Annotated in this window: 22 protein-coding genes; 11 read left to right on the top strand and 11 right to left on the bottom strand. The window is 64.4% G+C overall.

All coding sequences use genetic code 11. The features are described 5' to 3' along the window. The first annotated feature begins 11 nt into the window (after window positions 1-11). The gene (locus tag P6U30_RS14600) at window positions 12-1,262 is read left to right on the top strand and encodes a NupC/NupG family nucleoside CNT transporter (protein WP_407169678.1); all 1,251 of its coding nucleotides are present in this window, start codon (window positions 12-14) and stop codon (window positions 1,260-1,262) included. Between the two features lie 96 nt (window positions 1,263-1,358). On the opposite strand, the gene P6U30_RS14595 is transcribed toward P6U30_RS14600, so the two are convergent. Together P6U30_RS14595 and P6U30_RS14590 are read right to left on the bottom strand one after the other, a co-directional pair. Then, a complete protein-coding gene (locus P6U30_RS14595) occupies window positions 1,359-1,925 on the bottom strand; it encodes a cupin domain-containing protein (protein WP_407169676.1) in 567 nt (188 codons plus the stop codon). Window positions 1,926-2,079: 154 nt separating this feature from the next. Then, entirely contained in the window at window positions 2,080-2,370 is a 291-nt protein-coding gene (locus tag P6U30_RS14590) for an usg protein (protein WP_407151741.1), read from the bottom strand. Window positions 2,371-2,748: 378 nt separating this feature from the next. Between P6U30_RS14590 and groES the strand changes: the two genes are divergently transcribed. The 5 genes from groES (at window position 2,749) to P6U30_RS14565 (ending at window position 6,305) form a co-directional block, all read left to right on the top strand. Then, window positions 2,749-3,063 (top strand): co-chaperone GroES, encoded by a 315-nt coding sequence (groES, locus tag P6U30_RS14585; RefSeq protein ID WP_407151740.1) that lies wholly within the window; start codon window positions 2,749-2,751, stop codon window positions 3,061-3,063. 46 nt (window positions 3,064-3,109) lie between these two features. Further along, window positions 3,110-4,756 (top strand): chaperonin GroEL, encoded by a 1,647-nt coding sequence (groL, locus tag P6U30_RS14580; protein WP_407169675.1) that lies wholly within the window; start codon window positions 3,110-3,112, stop codon window positions 4,754-4,756. Between the two features lie 462 nt (window positions 4,757-5,218). Next, on the top strand, window positions 5,219-5,650 hold the full coding sequence (locus P6U30_RS14575) for a phasin family protein (RefSeq protein ID WP_407169674.1): 432 nt from the start codon (window positions 5,219-5,221) through the stop codon (window positions 5,648-5,650). Between the two features lie 214 nt (window positions 5,651-5,864). Next, the gene (locus tag P6U30_RS14570; protein ID WP_407151737.1) at window positions 5,865-6,086 is read left to right on the top strand and encodes a hypothetical protein; all 222 of its coding nucleotides are present in this window, start codon (window positions 5,865-5,867) and stop codon (window positions 6,084-6,086) included. 21 nt (window positions 6,087-6,107) lie between these two features. Next, entirely contained in the window at window positions 6,108-6,305 is a 198-nt protein-coding gene (locus P6U30_RS14565; protein ID WP_407169673.1) for a hypothetical protein, read from the top strand. A gap of 16 nt (window positions 6,306-6,321) precedes the next feature. On the opposite strand, the gene P6U30_RS14560 is transcribed toward P6U30_RS14565, so the two are convergent. Together P6U30_RS14560 and P6U30_RS14555 are read right to left on the bottom strand one after the other, a co-directional pair. After that, on the bottom strand, window positions 6,322-7,128 hold the full coding sequence (locus P6U30_RS14560) for a Crp/Fnr family transcriptional regulator (protein WP_407169672.1): 807 nt from the start codon (window positions 7,126-7,128) through the stop codon (window positions 6,322-6,324). A 296-nt stretch (window positions 7,129-7,424) separates the two neighbouring features. Beyond that, complete coding sequence (locus P6U30_RS14555; RefSeq protein WP_407169671.1) at window positions 7,425-8,264, bottom strand: LysR family transcriptional regulator; 840 nt, start codon at window positions 8,262-8,264, stop codon at window positions 7,425-7,427. Window positions 8,265-8,389: 125 nt separating this feature from the next. Between P6U30_RS14555 and P6U30_RS14550 the strand changes: the two genes are divergently transcribed. Further along, window positions 8,390-8,983, top strand: a complete 594-nt coding sequence (locus P6U30_RS14550; protein ID WP_407169670.1) for a cysteine hydrolase family protein — start codon at window positions 8,390-8,392, stop codon at window positions 8,981-8,983. A gap of 10 nt (window positions 8,984-8,993) precedes the next feature. Beyond that, window positions 8,994-9,623: a glutathione binding-like protein gene (locus tag P6U30_RS14545; RefSeq protein WP_407169669.1), complete on the top strand. Its 630-nt coding sequence runs from the start codon at window positions 8,994-8,996 to the stop codon at window positions 9,621-9,623. 22 nt (window positions 9,624-9,645) lie between these two features. On the opposite strand, the gene P6U30_RS14540 is transcribed toward P6U30_RS14545, so the two are convergent. Further along, window positions 9,646-11,142: an AMP nucleosidase gene (locus P6U30_RS14540; RefSeq protein ID WP_407169668.1), complete on the bottom strand. Its 1,497-nt coding sequence runs from the start codon at window positions 11,140-11,142 to the stop codon at window positions 9,646-9,648. A 185-nt stretch (window positions 11,143-11,327) separates the two neighbouring features. Here P6U30_RS14540 and P6U30_RS14535 point away from each other — a divergent pair, with 185 nt between their 5' ends. After that, a complete protein-coding gene (locus P6U30_RS14535; protein ID WP_407169667.1) occupies window positions 11,328-12,740 on the top strand; it encodes an amidase in 1,413 nt (470 codons plus the stop codon). Between the two features lie 60 nt (window positions 12,741-12,800). Here the strand turns inward: P6U30_RS14535 and P6U30_RS14530 are convergent, their stop codons facing one another. From P6U30_RS14530 to P6U30_RS14505, 6 genes are all read right to left on the bottom strand, one after another. Further along, on the bottom strand, window positions 12,801-13,952 hold the full coding sequence (locus P6U30_RS14530; protein ID WP_407169666.1) for a tlde1 domain-containing protein: 1,152 nt from the start codon (window positions 13,950-13,952) through the stop codon (window positions 12,801-12,803). A gap of 425 nt (window positions 13,953-14,377) precedes the next feature. Continuing rightward, window positions 14,378-15,073, bottom strand: coding sequence for a DUF899 family protein (locus tag P6U30_RS14525; protein WP_407169665.1), 696 nt, complete (start codon window positions 15,071-15,073; stop codon window positions 14,378-14,380). 79 nt (window positions 15,074-15,152) lie between these two features. Further along, window positions 15,153-16,655 (bottom strand): glycosyltransferase family 39 protein, encoded by a 1,503-nt coding sequence (locus tag P6U30_RS14520; RefSeq protein WP_407169664.1) that lies wholly within the window; start codon window positions 16,653-16,655, stop codon window positions 15,153-15,155. Between the two features lie 7 nt (window positions 16,656-16,662). Beyond that, entirely contained in the window at window positions 16,663-17,796 is a 1,134-nt protein-coding gene (locus tag P6U30_RS14515) for a glycosyltransferase (RefSeq protein WP_407169663.1), read from the bottom strand. A gap of 247 nt (window positions 17,797-18,043) precedes the next feature. Next, window positions 18,044-18,250, bottom strand: a complete 207-nt coding sequence (locus P6U30_RS14510; protein WP_407169662.1) for a hypothetical protein — start codon at window positions 18,248-18,250, stop codon at window positions 18,044-18,046. Window positions 18,251-18,319: 69 nt separating this feature from the next. After that, on the bottom strand, window positions 18,320-18,676 hold the full coding sequence (locus tag P6U30_RS14505; protein WP_407169661.1) for a hypothetical protein: 357 nt from the start codon (window positions 18,674-18,676) through the stop codon (window positions 18,320-18,322). A 126-nt stretch (window positions 18,677-18,802) separates the two neighbouring features. Here P6U30_RS14505 and P6U30_RS14500 point away from each other — a divergent pair, with 126 nt between their 5' ends. Next, window positions 18,803-19,642, top strand: coding sequence for a DUF72 domain-containing protein (locus tag P6U30_RS14500; RefSeq protein WP_407169660.1), 840 nt, complete (start codon window positions 18,803-18,805; stop codon window positions 19,640-19,642). A gap of 6 nt (window positions 19,643-19,648) precedes the next feature. Then, window positions 19,649-20,110: a DUF488 family protein gene (locus tag P6U30_RS14495; protein WP_407169659.1), complete on the top strand. Its 462-nt coding sequence runs from the start codon at window positions 19,649-19,651 to the stop codon at window positions 20,108-20,110. The last annotated feature ends 349 nt before the right edge of the window (window positions 20,111-20,459 follow it).

Raw genomic sequence — 20,459 nt, 5'->3', positions numbered from 1 at the left:
TCGGGGTCTTGATGCTGCAATTGCAATCGGCGTTTGGCGTGGTAGCGCTGCTTGCGCTCGCCTGGGCATTCGGGGAGAACCGCCGCGCGGTGTCGCTGCGTCAGGCCGCCATCGGGCTGGCGGTCACCATCGTCACCGCGCTGGTGCTGATCAAGGTGCCGCTGGTGACAAAGGCCTTCGGCTCGATCAACGATGCGGTCGGCACCATCGCCGCCGCGACGCACGCCGGCACGGCCTTCGTGTTCGGCTATGTCGGCGGCGGCCCCGCGCCGTTCGATCCCAAGGCGCCCGGCACCGACTTCATCCTCGCCTTCCAGGCGCTGCCGATCGTGCTCGTCATGAGCGTGCTGACGACGCTGCTGTTCTATTGGCGCGTGCTGCCGCCGGTGGTGCGCGGCATGGCCTGGCTGCTCGAGCGCACGCTCGGCGTCGGCGGCGCGGTCGGGCTCTCGACCGCAGCCAATATCTTTCTCGGCATGGTAGAGGCGCCGTTGTTCATCCGCCCCTATCTGGCGCAGCTCAGCCGCAGCGAATTGTTTCTGGTGATGACTGGCGGCATGGCGGGCATCGCCGGCACCGTGCTGGTGCTTTACGCCACGCTGCTGGCGCCGCTGATCCCGGATGCCGCCGCACACTTCGTCATTGCCTCGGTGCTCGGCGCGCCGGCCGCGATCCTGGTCAGCCTGATCATGGTGCCGGAGACGACGGACAAGCGCACTGGCGGATCGCTGGACGATCCCGACATCCACGTCTCGTCGACGATGGACGCGATCGTCAAGGGCACCGCGGCCGGGCTCGAATTGCTGATGAACATCACCGCGATGCTGCTGGTGCTGGTCGCGCTGGTTTATCTCCTCAATGCGATCGTCGGCCTGTTGCCGGAGATCGGCGGCGCAAAGATCTCACTACAGCGGCTGCTCGGCTATGCGATGGCGCCGGTGTGCTGGCTGATGGGCCTGCCCTGGTCGCAGGCAGTCACCGCGGGAAGCCTGATGGGCACCAAGACCGTGCTGAACGAGCTGATCGCCTATGTCGACCTGTCGAAGCTCGGCCCCGACGTGCTCGATCCACGCTCGCGGCTGATCATGCTCTACGCAATGTGCGGCTTCGCCAACTTCGCCAGCCTCGGCATCATGATCGGCGGTCTCGGCATCATGGCGCCGGAGCGGCGCGAGGAGATCAATGCGCTCGGCCTGAAGTCGATCGTATCGGGCACGCTGACGACGTGCCTGATGGGCGCGATTGTGGGGGTGTTGACGTGACGACGAAGTCGTCATTCCGGGATGGTCCAAAGGACCAGACCCGGAATCTCGAGGTTCCGGGTTCGATGCTTCGCATCGCCCCGGAACGACAGTATCCTACGCCGTCAACTCGACCGTCTTGAACTCCGCCGGCAGGATCACTTCCAGCAGTTCGACGTCATCGGAGTAATCCAGGATCATGTGCCGGATGCGCGGCGGTTGGGTCCAGGCACTGCCTTGCTGCATCAGCGTTTCGCCCTCGCCTTCCATGTAGGTCTTTACCCAGCCCTTGAGCACGTAGACCATCTGGAATTCGACGTCGTGATAATGCAGCTTCGATACCTCGTCCGGGTTGCAGGGGCCCTGCAGCCGGATCACATGCGCCCGCGCCAGGCCGTGCGTGGCGTCAGCGATGCCGAGGTCGCGATATTTGGCATAGGCGCGCAAGCCATCGGCCTTGAAGGCTTCCTCGCGGTGATGGCTGATGGCGATACGCTGCTTCGGCCGCGCCTTGGATTTGGACTTTGTTGCCGTCTTCGTTGTTGTCTTCCCGGCGGTCGAGACGCGGCCCTTCGACTTGATGGTCTTGCGCGCCGAGGGTTTGGCGGCGCTCCCGAGCCCAGTCCATTTCTTCCTTACCGCGGTCTTGACTGCTGGTCTTGATGCCGGCTTTCGCTTGGCCATTGGTTGCTCCTCCCGTCTTTCATCACGACGAGGCTAGCACAAAAGCCTCTCGGGAGATGGGCGAAAGCACCGGGTACGCGCGAACTTGCCTGCGCGCTCAGGCAGGTGGCCAGATGGTCGCCACGGCACGATTGTGTCGTGGCCCCTCCGCCGGTCAATGCAGCCGGAAGACGCCGTCGACGGCGCGCAGCTCCGCGGGCTTGACCAATTTGGAGTGCGCGACCGTCACCGAGAACAGCGGCCCCTCGAGCTCCTGCTGCCAGAAGGCGAGGAAATCCTGCAGCGCCGGAAATTTCGGAAACAGATCGTAGTTCTGCCAGATGTAGGTCTGCAGCAGCGAGGGGTGATCCGGCATCCGATAGAGAATTTGCGCCGTCGTCAGCCCATATCCCAGCAACTGCTTCCGGAAATCGTCGGAAACAACCCCACCAACTCGCGAGACCATGCCAACCTCCTGTGACGGAGCGCATTCACATGGTGGTCGACCCCACCGGACCACCGGCATGGATGCGCTCACATGAGAGAAATGTGACGCACGCGACTAACCCATCTCAAGCCTGAATGTTTAAAAGGTTGTTGAAATTTCCTGCGTTGGCAGCAGCTTACCGCATCTGCTAATAGCGCCTGGAAGGCGATGGCGGCCGCATTAAGGATGCCGAAATGATCCTGGCAGCGCCCGTCCGCGAGTGCCAAAATTTCTGCTAGAGGCTCTTGCCCGCTGCAACCGCTTGGCCTATCTCCTCCGCAGCCAGTCTGGCACTCGCCAGGCTGGACTGCTAACACTCCAAAATCTACAGCATATACAAATGTTTAGGAGGACTGCATGAAATTCCGTCCGCTTCACGACCGCGTCGTGGTCAAGCGCATCGACGCCGAAGAGAAGACTGCTGGCGGCATCATCATTCCGGACACTGCCAAGGAAAAGCCCTCCCAGGGCGAAGTCATCGCCGTCGGCCCGGGTGGCCGCGACGAGGCTGGCAAGCTGGTCCCCATCGACGTCAAGGTCGGCGACCGCGTCCTGTTCGGCAAGTGGTCGGGCACCGAGGTCAAGATCGACGGCGAAGACCTGCTGATCATGAAGGAAAGCGACATCATGGGCGTGCTCGACGTCCCCGCTTCCAAGAAGAAGGCCGCTTAAGCGCCCCCTCTCCCTCCCTGGTTAAATCTCTCAAGGAAAAACTCAGATGGCAGCCAAAGAAGTCAAATTCTCCGTCGAGGCGCGCGACAAGATGCTGCGCGGCGTCGACGTTCTCGCCAACGCGGTGAAGGTCACCCTCGGTCCGAAGGGCCGCAACGTGGTGCTCGAGAAGTCGTTCGGCGCTCCCCGCATCACCAAGGACGGCGTCACCGTCGCCAAGGAGATCGAGCTCGACGACAAGTTCGAGAACATGGGCGCCCAGATGGTGCGCGAAGTCGCCTCCAAGTCCGCTGACGCGGCCGGCGACGGCACCACCACCGCCACCGTGCTCGCCCAGGCGATCGTGAAGGAAGGCGCCAAGTCGGTCGCCGCCGGCATGAACCCGATGGATCTGAAGCGCGGTATCGACCTCGCGGTCGAAGCCGTCGTTGCGGACCTCCAGAAGAACTCCAAGAAGGTCACCTCGAACGAGGAGATCGCCCAGGTCGGCACCATTTCGGCCAACGGCGACGCCGAGATCGGCAAGTTCCTCGCCGACGCCATGAAGAAGGTCGGCAACGAGGGCGTGATCACGGTCGAGGAAGCCAAGTCCAAGTCGCTGGAAACCGAACTCGACGTCGTCGAGGGCATGCAGTTCGACCGTGGCTACATCTCGCCCTACTTCGTCACCAACGCCGACAAGATGCGCGTTGAGATGGACGACGCCTACATCCTGATCAACGAGAAGAAGCTCTCCTCGCTGAACGAGCTGCTGCCGCTGCTCGAGGCCGTGGTGCAGACCGGCAAGCCGCTGGTCATCGTCGCTGAAGACGTCGAAGGCGAAGCGCTCGCCACCCTCGTCGTCAACCGCCTGCGCGGCGGCCTGAAGGTCGCAGCCGTCAAGGCTCCGGGCTTCGGCGATCGCCGCAAGGCCATGCTGCAGGACATCGCGATCCTGACCGGCGGCCAGGCCATCTCGGAAGACCTCGGCATCAAGCTCGAGAACGTCACGCTGCAGATGCTCGGCCGCGCCAAGAAGGTGATGATCGACAAGGAGAACACCACGATCGTCAACGGCGCCGGCAAGAAGGCCGACATCGACGCCCGCGTTGCCCAGATCAAGGCGCAGATCGAGGAGACCACCTCGGACTACGACCGTGAGAAGCTGCAGGAGCGTCTCGCCAAGCTCGCGGGCGGCGTCGCGGTGATCCGCGTCGGCGGCGCGACCGAAGTCGAGGTGAAGGAGCGCAAGGATCGCGTGGATGACGCGATGCACGCGACCCGCGCGGCTGTCGAGGAAGGCATCGTCCCGGGCGGCGGCGTCGCCCTGCTCCGTGCTTCCGAGCAGCTCAAGGGCCTGCGCACCAAGAACGACGACCAGAAGACCGGCGTCGAGATCGTGCGCAAGGCGCTGTCGGCTCCCGCTCGCCAGATCGCGATCAACGCCGGTGAAGACGGCTCGGTGATCGTCGGCAAGATCCTGGAGAACAAGGCCTACAACCATGGCTTCGACTCCCAGACCGGCGACTATGCCGATCTCGTCAAGAAGGGCATCATCGACCCGACCAAGGTCGTGCGCACCGCGATCCAGAACGCTGCCTCGGTTGCGGCGCTCTTGATCACCACGGAAGCGATGGTCGCCGAGCTGCCGAAGAAGAACGCTGCCGGCCCCGCAATGCCTCCGGGCGGCGGCATGGGCGGCATGGACTTCTAAGCGACGAAGTCATCCCGGACGCGGTGCAGCGCGCAGCGGTGCACCGCAGAGCCGGGATCTCGCTCAACGAAAGCGAAAAATGCAAAACCCCGGCAACGATGCCGGGGTTTTTGTTTGCGGCAAGCCACGTGGGTGCTTGCCGCAGCGCAGCTCATGGTGGGCGCTCTGCACAACCTCACGCTGAAGCGCGGAGTCATCTGACGCTCACGATGTCCACGCTATGCACAGCCACGCCCGCAAACATACCTTGGTCTGAGTTGACAACTTCAAAAAAATTGTTCGCGAGAGTCGCAAACCGAACCGACAGTCGCACGTTCGTCCCGCACAGTAGGATTGGGACTGGATCAAAACTGCTCACCTGGAATCTGAACCGAACACGGAGCGTCAGCTCTCGTGACGCGAGCGAGCGTTGCGGGGAATGCTTTCGCTTGAGAGAGGAACTGCGTCTTGAGTGAAACAGAAATGAAAGTCACAGTGAACGGCACGAATATCTTTGGCATGCCGTTGTCGAGCTTCCCGAAGATCGCCTTGCCCGGCGTAATCGGCGATCTTGCCGAACAGGGTCTTGCCCGCGCGCGGGCCGCATCCGAACAGATGACAGAGACGTTGGGCGAAACATATTCGCGCAACGCACGAGGCGCGGCCGACTACGGGCTGAAGGTGTTTGAAATCTCATACGCCAATGCCGCCTCCGCGCTCGATTTTGTCATCCATCTCGCCGGCAGCAGGTCAGCGAGCGATGTCTTGACCTTGTCCACCGAGCAAACCCGCAAGGCTCTCGACATGGCATCGGACCAGAACAAGGAATTGTGGGCGCTTGGCCAGAAGCTCGCGTCGGACGTGAGTGAGCCGGTCAGGAAGCATTTCGAGAAGGTTCTCCACCCAGCCGGTTAAGAAGGCGGCCCGCAATTCACGTCGAGGATTCGATTGAGGAGGGATCCGGCCGGTTGGAGACGCTCAGTGACGAGCATGTCAGCCCCCACTGCCCGATGCTCTGTCAAGCCGCAGGTGCGCGATGCCCCCCAACTGGTCGCACCGACAAGGCGCCATCCAACCGGCCGGTGCTTTTCTGCAAAAAAACAAAAAGCCAATATCGAGGGAGGGTCACATGGGCATGCTCATGGTCAAATGTCCGCAAACCGCGCACGCGATTCCCACCGGCATCAAAGCCGATCGCGAAAGCTTTGGACGTAGCGCGGTATTTTTCTCGCGCACACATTGCCCATTCTGCCGCACCGATCACGCCTGGTTCGCGCGGGACGCCTGGGTCGCTGAGCCTAGCATCCGTGTGCGGCGGTTCAGTAGCCTGGCGGTCGATACAGATCATTGATGATCGCGATGGAGGGACACCATGGGGCTCATGCAAACCTCGACCGAAACTTCCGTCTGGCTGCTGCAGGCCAGGGATTGTCTCGACGAAGCACGACGGCTGAAGCCCGGCCCAGAGCGCAATGAGTTGCGCGAGACGGCGAAGGTGCTGCGCGAGATTGCAAGGCTGGAGACGGCGTCCAAAGCGGCGCGGGAGCCCGATCGACGACAGAGGAGTTGATCGCGCCGAACCGCGCTCACACCGCGTCGTCCGCTTCCGTTTCCGGCATGAACGGGTCGTCGGTCCGAGCCGCTGCGCGAGGTCGGATCTTGTCGTCCGCGAATATCCGCTCGGCTTCGAGACGCATGACGTGGTGGCATTCGCACGCCACCGCCGATAGCCGCGACCGGTCGATCTCGATCCGACCTCGTTGATCGGACCTGATCGCGCCGCGCGCGCGCAGATTGCGCATGAGCAGCGTTACCGTCGTTCGCCGCACACCGAGGATTTGCGAGAGCGCCTGCTGGGTCAGCGGGAGAATGTCGCTGTCGATACGGTCGCGAAGCTGTAGCAGCCATCGCGCCATGCGGGCTTCGACCGGATGCAGCGCGTTGCAGGCCGAACCGAGCTGAAACTGTACGAGCATCGCCGCGATGTGACGTTGGATCACCCGTCGGATCGCGGGGCTGCGGCCAAAAGCAGCATGAAACCGCGCCGCCGGAAGCCGCGAAGCGGTGCCCGCGGCAGCGACCACCGCGGTGATGCCCGACGGTGACGGGCCGAGCACCGAGAGGCTGCCCACCATCCCTTCGCGTCCGACCACACCGGTCGCGACCGTGTGCCCGTCCGCCATGTCGATCATCAGAAGGATGGCGCCGCTATGGGGAAAGAAGACATAGTCCACCTCTTCGCCGGCCCGCGCCAGGACCGCATCCTGATCGAGCGCCACGGTTTCCAGCTCGGCCCCAAGCAGTTCGAGGTCCGCTGCCGGCAAGGTTGCGAGAAGGCGATTACCGGTTCCGGGAGAAGGCCTCACCGGCGCCGACCCGTGGTGAAGCGACACATAACCAACTCACTCAGACACACGTTCAAAAAACCAACTCCAAACGCTTGGCCGTAAGGCGGAATTTGCTGTAGGCAGTACGCAAACGAGTTAGATGCAATGGGCTGATAGACGCAACACCAAATGTGCCTGCTCGCCCGCGAAAATCGGGGTTCCAATTTCGGCGCGCGGTAAACATCGCAATTCGGTTCAGTGACCGGGTTCGTGACATTGGAGGGGCCGCCCCGCGAGCGGCCCCTCGATTTCATTCCGGGGTTCGCGACGCGAGTGCCTGGAATGACGAGTGGGCTCCAACCTCACGCGCCGCGCGCGACATCCTGGAAGCAGGCGCGCAGCCAATCGATGGTGACGCGCGTTGCGGCATCGCGCTTGAGATGGTTCTGCACCAGCAGCCAGACATCGCGGCGCTTCGGCAGCAGCGTGGCGCGCAGTCGGCGGTCAGCCAGCAACGCCGCGGAACCATATTCGGGCAGCACGCCGGCAGCCTGATGCGACTGGATCAGCGTGCGGATGACGCGGACGTTGTCGGTGACGCAGCGCGAGCGAACTCGCCGCGCTCGCAGGAACTGCATCTCGGGGATGCCTTCGAGCTCGTCGGGATACGCACAGGTCACCGCTTCGTCTGCGCCGACCGCAACCGGCTCGAAGAAATACAGCCGGACCTCGGCGAGCTTCGAGATCGCGAAGTCGCCCTTGTCGGGCTTGCGCAGGCGGATGGCGAGATCGGCTTCCCAGCGCGAGAACTTGACGTTGTCGCTCGAGGTCAGGAACTGCAGCGTCAGCCCCGGATTGGCGCGCAGGAATTCGCTGGCGCGCGGCGCCAGCACCTCCTCCGCGACCGCGTTGGTCGACGCGATGCGCAGCCGCCCCACCGGACCCGGCAGGCTCGCGCCGATGCGGCCGATATCCTCGGCATGCGCCGCCATCGCCTGGACATGCGCCAGCACCATCTCGCATTGCCGGGTTGGCGTACGGACGCCGTCGGCCGCTTCGAACAGCCGCAGGCCGAGCGCACGCTCGATGCGCGCCAGGCGGCGGCCGACGGTGGTCTCGTCAATGCGCAGCCGCGCGCTGGCGCCCGCATAGGTGCCCTCGTCCCTGACGGCCGCGATGATGCGAAGATCGTCCCAGTTCATGGCGGCAGGCTACCTCGCGCGGCGCCTACCTGCAATAACGCAGCCACCGGCTGCAATATCCCTGCATAACGGCAGGAGGCTCCAGAGCTATCCTCGATCAACATTTCTCCGGAGCCTTTCGAACCATGACCGCCGCCAAAACGCTGATGCAGCTTGCCGGTATCGACCTCACCCCGCCTCGCCTCGGCGACGCCTGCCTGGTGCTGATCGATATCCAGAACGAATATCTCGCAGGTCCCCTCGCTTTGCCCGAGGCCAACGCCGCGATCGCGCGCGCGACCGCATTGCTCGCCCGCGCCCGCGAGAGCGGCGCCGCGATCTTCCACATCGCGCATAGGGGACGGCCCGGCAGCCTGTTCGATCGCAGCGCGGAGCGCGGCGCCATCGTCGCACCGCTGACGCCGCGGCCGGGCGAAGCGGTGATCGAGAAGGAATTGCCGAACGCATTCGCCGGCACCGACCTCAACGCGCAGCTAGCCGCGACCGGACGCAAGGAGCTGGTTCTCGCCGGCTTCATGACGCATATGTGCGTCAGCTCCACCGCCCGCGCCGCGCTCGACCTCGGCTTCCGTACCACCATCGATGCCGAGGGCTGCGCCACCCGCGACCTGCCGGACGGCACCGGCGGCACGATTGCGGCAAAGCTCATTCACGACGTCGCGCTCGCCGAATTGTCCGACCGCTTCGCCATCATCGCCCGCGGCAACGCCCTCGCCTGAGACGACCAACATGCTCCAGCTCTATTTCTCGCCGATGGCCTGCTCGCTCGCCAGCCGCATCGCGTTGATGGAGGCCGGCGTCGAGGTGCGCTACCACCTCGTCCATCTCTGGACCAAGAAGGTGCTGGAAGACGACGCCGATTTCCGCGCGGTCTCGCCGAAGGGCGCGGTGCCCGTGCTGGTGCTGGAGAACGGCGAGCGGCTGACGGAGAGCGCAGCCGTGCTGCAATATATCGCCGACCTGAAGCCCGAACTCGGCCTCGCGCCGCGGCCGGGTGAGCTGGATCGCTATCGGCTGCAGGAGTGGCTGAGCTTCGTCGGCACCGAGATCCACAAGGGGTTTCTGTTCCCGACCTTCTGGTACAAGGACGACGCATCGCTGGCCAAGCCGCGTGCCAGGATCGGGCAAACCTTGTCGGTGCCATCGGCCTATCTGGCGGACCGCGAATTTCTGGTCGGAGACCGCTTCACCGTTGCCGACGCGCATCTCGCCTGGGCCCTGCTGTTGCTCCGCGCCGCCGGCGTCGACGTTGCGCAATGGCCGTCGCTGGCAGCCTATCTCGCACGCATCCAGGCGCGGCCGCAGGTCAAGGCCGCCGTCGCCACCGAAATGCAGTTGTGGAAGTCGCTCGCCGCGTGAGCGAGATAAGTGTCACCCGGCGCTACTGAAACGCGACCTCGGCAAAGCTCCGCAGCTTGCGCGAATGCAGCCGCTCGGATTCCTGCTGCTTGAGCCGCTCCAGCGCCCTCAGGCCGATCTCGAGATGCTGGCCGACGCGTTGCCGGTAGAACTCGCTCGCCATGCCCGCGAGCTTGATCTCGCCGTGCAGCGGCTTGTCGGAGACGCACAGCAACGTGCCGTACGGTACCCGGAAGCGATAGCCGTTGGCGGCAATGGCCGCCGACTCCATGTCGAGCGCGATGGCGCGCGATTGCGACATGCGCCTGATCACCGACGGCCCGCTGATCTCCCAGTTGCGGTTGTCGACGCTGGCGACGGTGCCGGTGCGCATCAGCCGCTTGAGCTCGAAGCCGGATACGCCCGTGACCTCGCCGACCGCCTCCTCCAGGGCGACCTGCATCTCGGCGAGCGCCGGGATCGGGACCCAGAGCGGCAGCTCGTGATCGAGCACGTGATCCTCGCGCACATAGCCATGGGCAAGCACGTAATCGCCAAGCCGCTGCGTATTCCTCAGACCCGCGCAGTGCCCGATCATCAGCCAGGCATGCGGCCGCAGCACTGCGACATGATCGGTGATATTGCGCGCGTTGGACGGACCGATCCCGATGTTGATCAGGGTGATGCCGCGATAGTCAGGCTCGACCAGATGAAAAGCCGGCATCTGCGGCACGCGGTCCGGCGCGGTCCCGTTCGTGCCGCCGCCGAGCCGCGCATTGCGCGTGATCATGTTGCCGGGCGCAACGAAGGCGTCCAGGCCGGCTTCGCCTGACGCGAGGCGCTGCTGGCACGATTGCGCGAAGGCATCGACATAGAATTGGTAGTTCGTGAAGATCACGAAGTTCTGGAAGTGCTCCGGATCGGTGCCGGTGTAATGATAGAGTCGGCGCAGCGAGTAATCGACCCGCGCCGCACGGAACAGGGCCAGCGGCTCCGGCATTCCCGGCGCCAGCTCGAACGTGCCGTCGGCGATCGCATCATCCATCGCGGCGAGATCGGGCGTGTCGAACACGTCGCGCAGCGATCGCGTGAAGGCCGAACTGTCGGCAATCGTCAGCGCCGCTTCGATGTTGATGTCTCGCCGGTAGGCAAAGTGGATCGGGATCGGCTCGTTCGACTGGCCGATCTCGACGGCCACACCGTGATTCTTGATCAACAGGCCGATCTGCTCGGTAAGGTAGGTTCTGAAGATGTCGGGGCGCGTGACGCTGGTCTCATGCACGCCCGGCCCCGCGACAAAGCCGTAGGCAAGCCGGGAATCGAGCCGCGCATGCGACGATGTCGTGATGCGCACGAACGGATAATGCGCCCGCACGCGCGTCGTGAACGACACGCCGTTGACATACGCCTCGAAGCGATCGCGAAGGAACTGGGTGTTGCGCTCGTAAATCTCTTCGAGACGGCCGACGGCCGCACCGGCATCGACGAAGGCTTCGGTAGCGAACGGGGGCGGAGTTTCGATGGGCGGTGCAGGAGGCATTTCGCTTCAACCGGTAATGGGCCGTTGAAGTATAACAACAATCGACTCGTTGGTTCCAGCCGGGCCCGGAATGATGCATGTTGTCGGAGTTGTCGGACCGATGGCGTTGGCCGCTTCCGATCGAGCCTCTCAGGATAGCCCAAGAAACGCGAAGCCCGAGCCGGGCCGGACAAAGGGGGTTAACGATGAGCGAGATCCGGCAATTGTCTGCGATCGACCTCGCGCGCCGTATTTCGGAACGACAACTGAGCTCGACGGAGGTCGTGGATGCGCACCTGGCGCGTATTGATGCGGTCAATCCGGCGCTGAATGCCGTGGTCCACGTGTTGGCTGATCAGGCCCGCGCCACGGCAGCATTGGCTGACCGGCGGCTGGCGGCCGGCGAGAAGGTCGGCCCGCTGCATGGCGTTCCCTTCACGGTCAAAGAGAACATCGACATGGCTGGCCTGCCCACCACATGGGGCGTGCCCGCCTTGGCGCAAGCTGTAGTTCCGATGGATGCGCCTGTGGTCGAGCGAATGCGCGCCGCCGGCGCGATCCCCATCGGCCGCACCAATCTGCCAGACATGGCGCTGCGCATCCACACCGTGAGTTCGCTGCACGGACTCACGCGCAATCCCTGGCATCCGGAGCGCACCGCTGGCGGTTCGAGCGGAGGCGACGCTGCAGCACTTGCCAGCGGCATGACTCCCATCGGCTTGGGCAACGACATTGGCGGCTCGTTACGCAATCCCGCCAACGCCTGCGGCATCGCGTCGATCCGCCCGTCGGCGGGACGCGTGCCCGACGCGGATTGCGGACCGATCGATGGCAGCCTGCTGGCCGTCCAGTTGATGAACGTTCAGGGGCCGATGGCCCGCCGTGTCGCCGATGTGCGGCTCGCGCTGCGCATCTTGATGGGAGCGCATCCACGCGATCCGTGGTCGATCGATGCCCCGTTCGAGGGGCCGGCCGCGCCCCGTCCCATCCGTGTCGCGGTCTTGCCCGAGCCCCTCGGTGGACGTACCGATCCGGTGATCGCAGCGACCGTCCGGCGCGCTGCAGAAGCGTTGGCCGATGCCGGCTATGCGGTCGCAGAGATCGCGCCGCCGCGCTACGAGCAAGCGATCGAATGCTGGTCACGCCTGATCATGGGTGACCTCGTGTCGGTGCTCGCTCCAGTGTCACAAATGATGGGTCCGGACGCGATGACGTTCCTGCAGAGCTTCCAGGCACTCGTACCGCCGCTGGCCGACACCACAGCTTGGTCGAACCTCATGGTCGAGCGCCATGGCATCGGGCGAGCCTGGTCGAGCTTCATGGCGGATTGGCCGCTGCTGCTGTCACCGACCTGGACGCAATTGCCGTTCGAGCACGGCGCCGATTCGGCCACAGCAGCAGGCGCTGCGACTGCCAAGGAGCTGATGCGTCCGGTGGTGCCGGCGAACCTGCTCGGGCTGCCATCGGCTTGCGTACCGGCTGGGCGCGATGAAGCGACCGGGTTGCCGATCGGGGTGCTCATCACCGGCCGGCGTTTTCGTGAGGACCAGTGCCTTGAGGCAGCGGAGGCTATCGAGGCTCGGCTTGGGCTCACGACGCCGATCGATCCCGGGCGTTGAAGTGCTCGGTCAGGCTGAAGGTTATAGCGCCGGAGGTACGATCGCCGCGGTCCGCTCGGCCTACTGGATCCTTGCGAGCACGGCGAGGCGGCGGATGCCCTTGTTGCGGTAGGCGTCGAGGAATGCGTAGTAGTTCTTGAACGAGACGCAGCCGTTGGAGTCGCCGTTCGGGCCGAGCATGTAGGTGTGCGCGAGCAGGCCGACGCGGTTGTAGATCCGGCCTTCGCCGCCGATCGGGTTGAGCCGCAGTGCCGGCACGCCGTGGAACAGCGCCTCGCGTGGCTTCAGCTCATAGATGTGCGGCGGTGTCACGCCGATCATCTTCATGCTCGCGGAGCGCGGATCGTCGAGCCGGGAGCCGAGACCCGAATGCGCTTCGAGCCGCGTGCCGTCCGGCAGATACACGGTCTTGGCCGAAATGTCGTAGACCGCGGTCTGGCGGTCATAAGGCGGCGAGCCGCCACGTGTCGGGTCCTGGTCGAGGGTCGAGGGGATGCTGCCGGTGACGTTTGCATCGGCGGACGCGTAGGAGAGCAGCCCGCCGCTCGACTCACGCTTGCCCCACAGCTTCTCGACCATGGTCTGCCGTTCGTTCGACGCGATCGACATCACCGCGGCCTTGGCGCGCGCGGCCATGTCACGCACCGTGACGCCACCGGATCTTGCGGCCGACTTCGACGTGGCCGACTTGGCCTCAGCCCGCTTGGGCTCGGCGGATTTGGGCTCCACGGATTCGGCAGGCGTGTTGAGCGCGACCTGCAGGTTGGCGGCCGCTTCCTTCTTCGCGGCCTCGACCGACCTCGGCGCAGGCGCCTTGGCTTCGGCGACCTTCGCTGCGGCGGCCGGCTTCGGCGCATCGGCCGTCTTGACCGGATCGGTCTGCGGCGCGGCATCGGCCACTACGACGCTGGACGGAACGCCGTCCGGCGAGGCCGCAGCAAACCTTTCGTTAAACATCAGCGCCGGTACGGCGGGCTCAGACTTGGCAGAATCCGATTTGGCAGAATCTGACTTGGCGACCTCGGCCTTCCCAGGTGGAGGCGTCAACGATGCGAACACCTCGTCGAACGACGGCGCAGGCCGTTCAGCGACCGCCACGCGGTGCTTGACGACGGGCTCATCGAGCCCCGCGCTGCTCACCGATGGATAGACACTCGCCGCGAAGATATTGGCGTAGACAGTCCAGGCGCAGCCAAGCACCAATCCCGCCACCGCGGCACTGCCGAGGAAATGCTGAGGGAGAATCCTTCGGGAGGATTTCTTGCGGCGTGGCGCCCCAAGACCATACGCAGTCGCACTCGTACCCATACGCCCGGCGCTCAAAACAGGTCCACCTTGTCCCACTCGACTCGGAGCCGAACGACGTTTCGGCTCAGCGTCTCGCAGGGACGCGGATGCCCATTAAGGCGACTTTTAGTTAAATGCGACTTAACTGGATGCGATCCCCTGCAGCGCGGGAAGTGCCTGTGGCGTGGGGCTTTTTTAAGATCACATTGGATCGCGAAAGCGGATTTTCTGTCTCATCATGGGACATCCGCAGATGCCGCCGGGGGCCAGCGCCGGCAGCGGCATGCGCGGGAAGAATGTCCTTGCCGATCGCCCCGCAATCTCGCGGGGATTTTGCAACAACAATCTCCTCAGTAGGACAGCTTCGGATACCAGTCCTTGCCGCGTCCTTCGGGCGTGGTGTCAAGGATGGTCCAGAGCGGATCGAGATCGGGCGCGCCGCGCGGATCCTGGCCAGGATCGGCGGTGCCCAGCCCCATCTCGCTCGCCCAGAAATGACGGACCGTGCCGTCGCGCCGCGTGAACACGTTGTAGCCGGGCACGTCGGCATCATCCTTGCTGACATAGTCACGTGTATAGTCGCCCGATGCATCGGAGTAGACCTGGTGGCGCGTCCAGCCGCGGGCGTTCTTCGCCTCGATCAGCCGCGCGATCGGCGAACGCGCCACGAAGACGAAGGAGACGCGCCGCGCGACGTCAGGCAGCTTGGCCTCCCATGTGCCCATGAACGACGTGCACATCGGACACAGCTTCTCGCGCTGCGGACCGAACATGTAGCTGTAGATGACGAGCGTCTGCTTGTTACCGAACAGGTCGGCCAGCGACACCGGGCCGGCTTCGCCGATGAACCGATAGGCCTTGGTCACCTCGCCGCCCGGCGGCAACGCACGGCGCACTTCGGCGACGCGCTCGATGTGGCGGCGCAGTTCGATCTCCTCGATGAGCAGCGCCTGGCGGGCACGACGATACTCGGCGCTCTCATTGGGAAAGCGCGTGGTGTTGGCCTTGGCGAGTTCGGCAGCGGGCTTGAGATTGGAACCGGTCATGAGTGGAACCTCGTTTGGTTGACGGGCTTCCTGGAAGACGAGTCGGAGCTGGATGATCCGACATCATCGACAAATGTTCCTACTCCAGTTCCGGTGGCGGTGAGCGATCGAGAACGTCGCCCTTCGGGCCCTCCAGCGCATCGAGCGCATAGGTCTCGATGGTCAGCGGACCGCGCATGCGCTTGGCCTCGGCAACGGTCTCGATGCGGACAAAATCGGCGCGCATCGACGCCGGCACGGCCTGCTCGACCTCATGCACATACAGCAGCTTGCCGGAAAGCGCCGCAGGGCTTGGCTCGGGCATGTTGACCCAGCGGATGCGCTGCCCCTGCTGCACAACGCAGGTGCCTTTGGGCAGATAGAACACCAGCCAGCCGGTGGTGCCGTAATCCGGCGCAAGCACACAGGTCGCGCCGATGCGCACCCGCACCGTCTCGATCTCGTCCGCGAGCTCCTGCCAGCCGACCCCGACGCTCCGCACAGTGGCGTCGCGGCGATAGCCCGACAGGACACCGGTGTTGGCCTGCACGATCAACAGCGCAAACAGCACGACGCCGCTTGGGGCCGCCCAGCGGCGGCAGAAATCGATCGTCCGCTGCTCGCGCGGCGCCCATTGCACCTGGACAGCAGCGACGGCGGCCGCGACCGCGAAGGCCGGATAGACCGGAGCAAACCAGTTGGCCTCGACCCGCGCATGCAGCGCGTGCCAGGCGAAATAGACCACGATGGTCCAGAACATGGTGTTGACGAGCACCCGCGCAGCCATTGCGCCGGCGCGGCGCTTGGAGAGCGCATAGAGTCCCATCACGCCGAGGATGAAGACCAGCGGAGTCGCAAACGCGAACTGGGTCGGGATCAGCTCGGCGATGTAGGTTGGCCGGAAATCCTCGATCCGGGCGCGGCCCATCTGCTTGATGAACGACACCCAATGGTGATCGGCATTCCAGAGAATGACCGGCGCAAACATTCCCAGCGCGACCAGGCCGCCGAGATAGAGCCAGGGCGAGAGAAACCAGCGGCGCTGCTTCGGCACCATCGCAAGCCAGATCAGGATCGCAGGTCCGAAGAACAGCGCGGTGTATTTCGACAATAGCGCCGCGCCGGCGCTGGCGCCGACCGCAAGCCACCACGCGCCGCGGCCGCTCTCCAGCACCTTTGCGAGCGAGAACAGCAGCAGGCTCGCCGCGACCAACAGCGGCGCATCCGGTGTCACGATCAGCGTGCCGACGGCAGCCATCAGCGTGACGTTGAGCAGGATCGTGGCGCCTGCGGCAACACGCTGGCCACCGAACAGGATCGCGGCCGACCGGTAGATCGCCCAGCTCATCGGCAGCGCAAGCAGGACCGAGACCAGCCGCACGCCGAGCGGCGTATCCCCCGCGATCATCGTGCCGAGCCGGATCACGACCGCCACCATCGGCGGATGATCGTAATAGCCGCCGGCCAGCGCCTTCGACCACATCCAGTAATAGGCTTCGTCGAAGGTCAGCGGCGTCCAGGCCGCGGCCGCAAGCCGCAACGCGACCAGCGCGCAGACCACGAGCGCCGTGTTGAGGGCAAGCCGCCCCTCGTTCGGATTCATGTCAACGTCATCGCTTGCGCCAGACGAACAGCCCGGACATCGCGTAGTTCCAGACCACGCCCATCAACGCGCCCGCCGCCCCCGCAAGCCACCAGATCGGTTCCTGATCGTAGACCGAGAACGCGACACCGACATTGGCGAGCAGACCGACGCCGCAAACGAGATAGAACAGCAGCAGGCCGCGCACGATCGCAAAGCCCTTCAGCCGCTGGTCGCGGTAAGTCAGGAAGTTGTTGAGAATGAAATTGCTGGTCATCGCGACGATCGCGCCGGTGGCCTGCGCCTCCGGGAATGGCGCGCGGAACACCTCGAGCGCGATGAAGAGTGCGGCAAGATGCACCACCAGACCGAGCGCGCCGACCATCGCGAACAACAGGAAGCGGAGCGAGATCACGTCATGCGTCAGCTTCGCGAGCACGAGCCCGACGAAGTCCAGCGCAACCATGGAGTCGAGCTTGCTCTCGCCGTGCTGTCGCGCGCCGAACGTGTAGGGGATCTCGACCGTGCGCAGCTTGCCATGCGCGGTGGCGACCAGGTCGAGCAGGATCTTGAAGCCCTGGGTCGACAGTTGCGGCGCGAGTTGCTCGAAGCGGTCGCGGCGGATCATGAAGAAGCCGCTCATGGGATCGGCGATCTCGACCTTCAGCGCGCGGCGCGCGATCTCGGTGGCGAAGGCGCTGGCGCCGGCACGGCTCTTGTTGAAGCCCTCGGCACGATAGCCCTCGATGTAGCGGCTGCCGACCACCAGTTCGGCCTTGCCGCTCTGCAGCAGGGCCAGCATCTGCGGGAGCTGGGCCTCGTCGTGCTGGAGGTCGGCATCGATCACCGCTGCATAGGGCGCGCTCGAGGCGAGGATGCCCTCGATGCAGGCGCCCGACAGGCCGCGCCGGCCGATCCGGCGGATGCAGCGGACGCGGGGGTCCAGCCGCGCCAGACCGCGCACCACATCCCAGGTTCCATCGGGTGAATTGTCGTCGACGAAGATGACTTCCCAGGCCACGTCCTTCAACGTCGCGTCGAGGCGCCGGTACAGGACCGTGACATTGTCGCGTTCGTTGAAGGTCGGGACGACGACCGAAAGTTGCGGCAAACCAGCGGCCTGCGACGGGATTTCGGGGCCCGGTTTGATGGCGTCATTCATGAGCGCCAGCGTATAGCCGCAGCCTCTCCCGCTGCCAAGGCGGACGGGGACCAAACACATCTCGGAAGGCGGGAAAACGGGGTCGAAATACCCCCGGAAATGCCAACGACCACAACAAGGGGCGCGCGTACATCCGGCGCAGCCAGCATTGTCGTGGTCGTCCCGGCGCCGGAGCCCTTGCGAGCTGCAACGTCGCCGTCCAATGCCAGATAGGAAGGCGCGGGGCAGTCCGCAAGGGCCAGGCTCGCTAGTTGTTCGGGACTTCCCGGATCACCGGGCCTCGTGGTGTCGGAGCGGGTGCGGGCTCCGGGGCGGGGGCCGCCTGCTGCTGCGCCGGAGCGGGCGGCGGCGGATTATGGATCTGGCTCGGCGACGGCCCGTAGATAAACGCCGCCGCCAGCACGACGGCCGCGACCAGGGCGCCCAGAAAGCCTGCCATCGATTGAGAACTCATGCCGGATCGTCCCTCGCCTGTGGGCCGATTGATATCAAAAATCGGTCAGGCGCAACAGGACTTGGCTGTCTATTTGGCCGCCGCTCCGCGCCGGACGAACGCGTTCACGATGTCCTTCTGCGCGAGCTCGATAGCGCGATTGGCGGTCGCCAGATTCGCGTCGGGTCCCTCCTTCGGAAATTGCAGCGACAGGAAATCGATCAGCGACACCCGGAAATTCTGCCGCTCCGAGGCGCAGACGCTTGCAATCAGCGAGGTGAACTCCTGGTCCGACATCGTCTTGTTGCTGTCGCGGGGATATTCGCGGGCGAGACAATTCCAGTAAGCGTCGCGGCCGCTGACCGCGAGCTTATGTGCATCGTCGACCTCGTCGGCAACAGCGGCGGAGCAGGTGATCAAGAGGACGGCTGCGACCAGCATGCGCATTATTGTTCTCCCGTTCGTCGCATCCTAACGAAGACCGATCAACACGATAAGCATCGCCGCCGCAAATCTGGCGAACTGGCCAATCACGATTATTTTGACTAGTCTGACCGCTCCTTCCTTCTCGCGATGAGTGCAATCGTGGCCCAAGCTCCCAGCAAGACAACCAAGACGGACGCAGGCAACATCTATATCGGCATCGGCGGCTGGACCTTCGAGCCATGGCGCGGGGTGTTCTATCCCGAGAAGCTCGCGCAATCGAAGGAGCTCGCCTATGCGGCATCGAAGCTGACCTCGATCGAGATCAACGGCACCTATTACGGCTCGCAGAAGCCGGAGAGCTTTCGCAAATGGGCCGGCGAGGTGCCCGATGGCTTCATCTTCTCGCTGAAGGGACCGCGCTTCGCCACCAACCGCCGCGTGCTCGCAGAAGCCGGCGATTCCGTGAAGCGCTTCTATGATTCGGGCGTGCTCGAGCTGAAGGACCGGCTGGGGCCGGTGCTCTGGCAGTTCGCGCCGACCAAGAAGTTCGACGGCGCCGACTTCGGCAAGTTCCTCGAGCTGTTGCCGCGCAAGCTCGACGGCCGCGCATTGCGCCATGTCGTCGAAGTGCGCCATGACAGTTTCTGTGTGCCCGAGTTCGTTGCGCTGCTGCGCGAGTTCGAGATTCCCGTGGTGTTCGCCGAGCACGGCAAATATCCCGCGATCGCGGACGTCGTCGGCGACTTCGTCTATGCGCGGCTGCAGAAGGGCAATGACGAATTGAAGACCTGCTATCCGCCGAAGCAGCTCGACGCCTGGGCCAAGCGCTTTCAGGACTGGGCTAGTGGCGGCGAGCCGGACGACCTGCCCCGCGTCGACAAGGGCAAGCCGAAAAAGGCCCCGCGCGATGTGTTCGCTTACGTGATCCACGAGGGCAAGGTCCGCGCGCCGGCCGGTGCGATGGAATTGATCGAACGCGTGAAGTGAGCGGCGATGGCGAGAGCGAAGACGCTGTTCACCATCGGCTATGAGCAGACCCCGTCGAAGGCAGTGCTGGATGAGCTCGAGCAAGCCGGCGTCAAGCTGCTGGTCGACGTCCGCGCCATCGCCTCGTCGCGGCGGCCGGGCTTTTCCAAGACCCAGCTCGCGGCGGGCCTCGATGAACGCGGCATCGCCTACGTCCATCTGCGCGGCCTCGGCACGCCGAAGACTGGCCGTGAGGCAGCACGCAGCGGCAAGTATGAGCTGCTGCACAAGATCTATTCGGCGCACCTCAAGACCACGCAAGCCAAGGAAGAGCTCGACGAGCTGTCGGCGCTGGTGAAGAAATCGGGCCCGGTCTGCATCCTCTGCTACGAGCGCGACCACCAGCACTGCCATCGACGCTGGATCGCGGAGGCGATCGAGGAGCGCGAGGGCGTCAGGATCGAGAACCTGGTGGCGCCGCAGGTTTAGCTCACGAAGGCGTAGACGTCGGCTTGGGGTATGAGCGGAAACGTTCTGCTCGCTCAATCAGAATATTGCCGGTTTGGACCCGAAGCGGAGGTCGCACCGCGTTCATGCAAAATTGAGCACTTGGCACGATGCGGGTTGACGGAACGATCCGGCACAACCTAATGCTCCACTCCGGCTTCGTAACGTTCACGTTCCCATGAATTTAGCGCGTATTGCAGTTTCTGTCGGTGTGCTCCTCGCTGTCGGCACGGCAGCCGTACTGGTGTTGGTCGCCCCTCCGCTCGCCTGTCCCGAATGGCATCCGCGAGGTTCCTCTCACTCTCTTTGGTTGGAGTTCGTTGGCACGGCT

Origin of the sequence: Bradyrhizobium sp. ORS 111, assembly GCF_045571485.1 — a bacterium.
Taxonomy (GTDB): domain Bacteria; phylum Pseudomonadota; class Alphaproteobacteria; order Rhizobiales; family Xanthobacteraceae; genus Bradyrhizobium.
The sequence above is the reverse complement of the archived record's forward strand: the minus strand, read 5'-3'. Positions and strand labels throughout refer to the sequence as shown.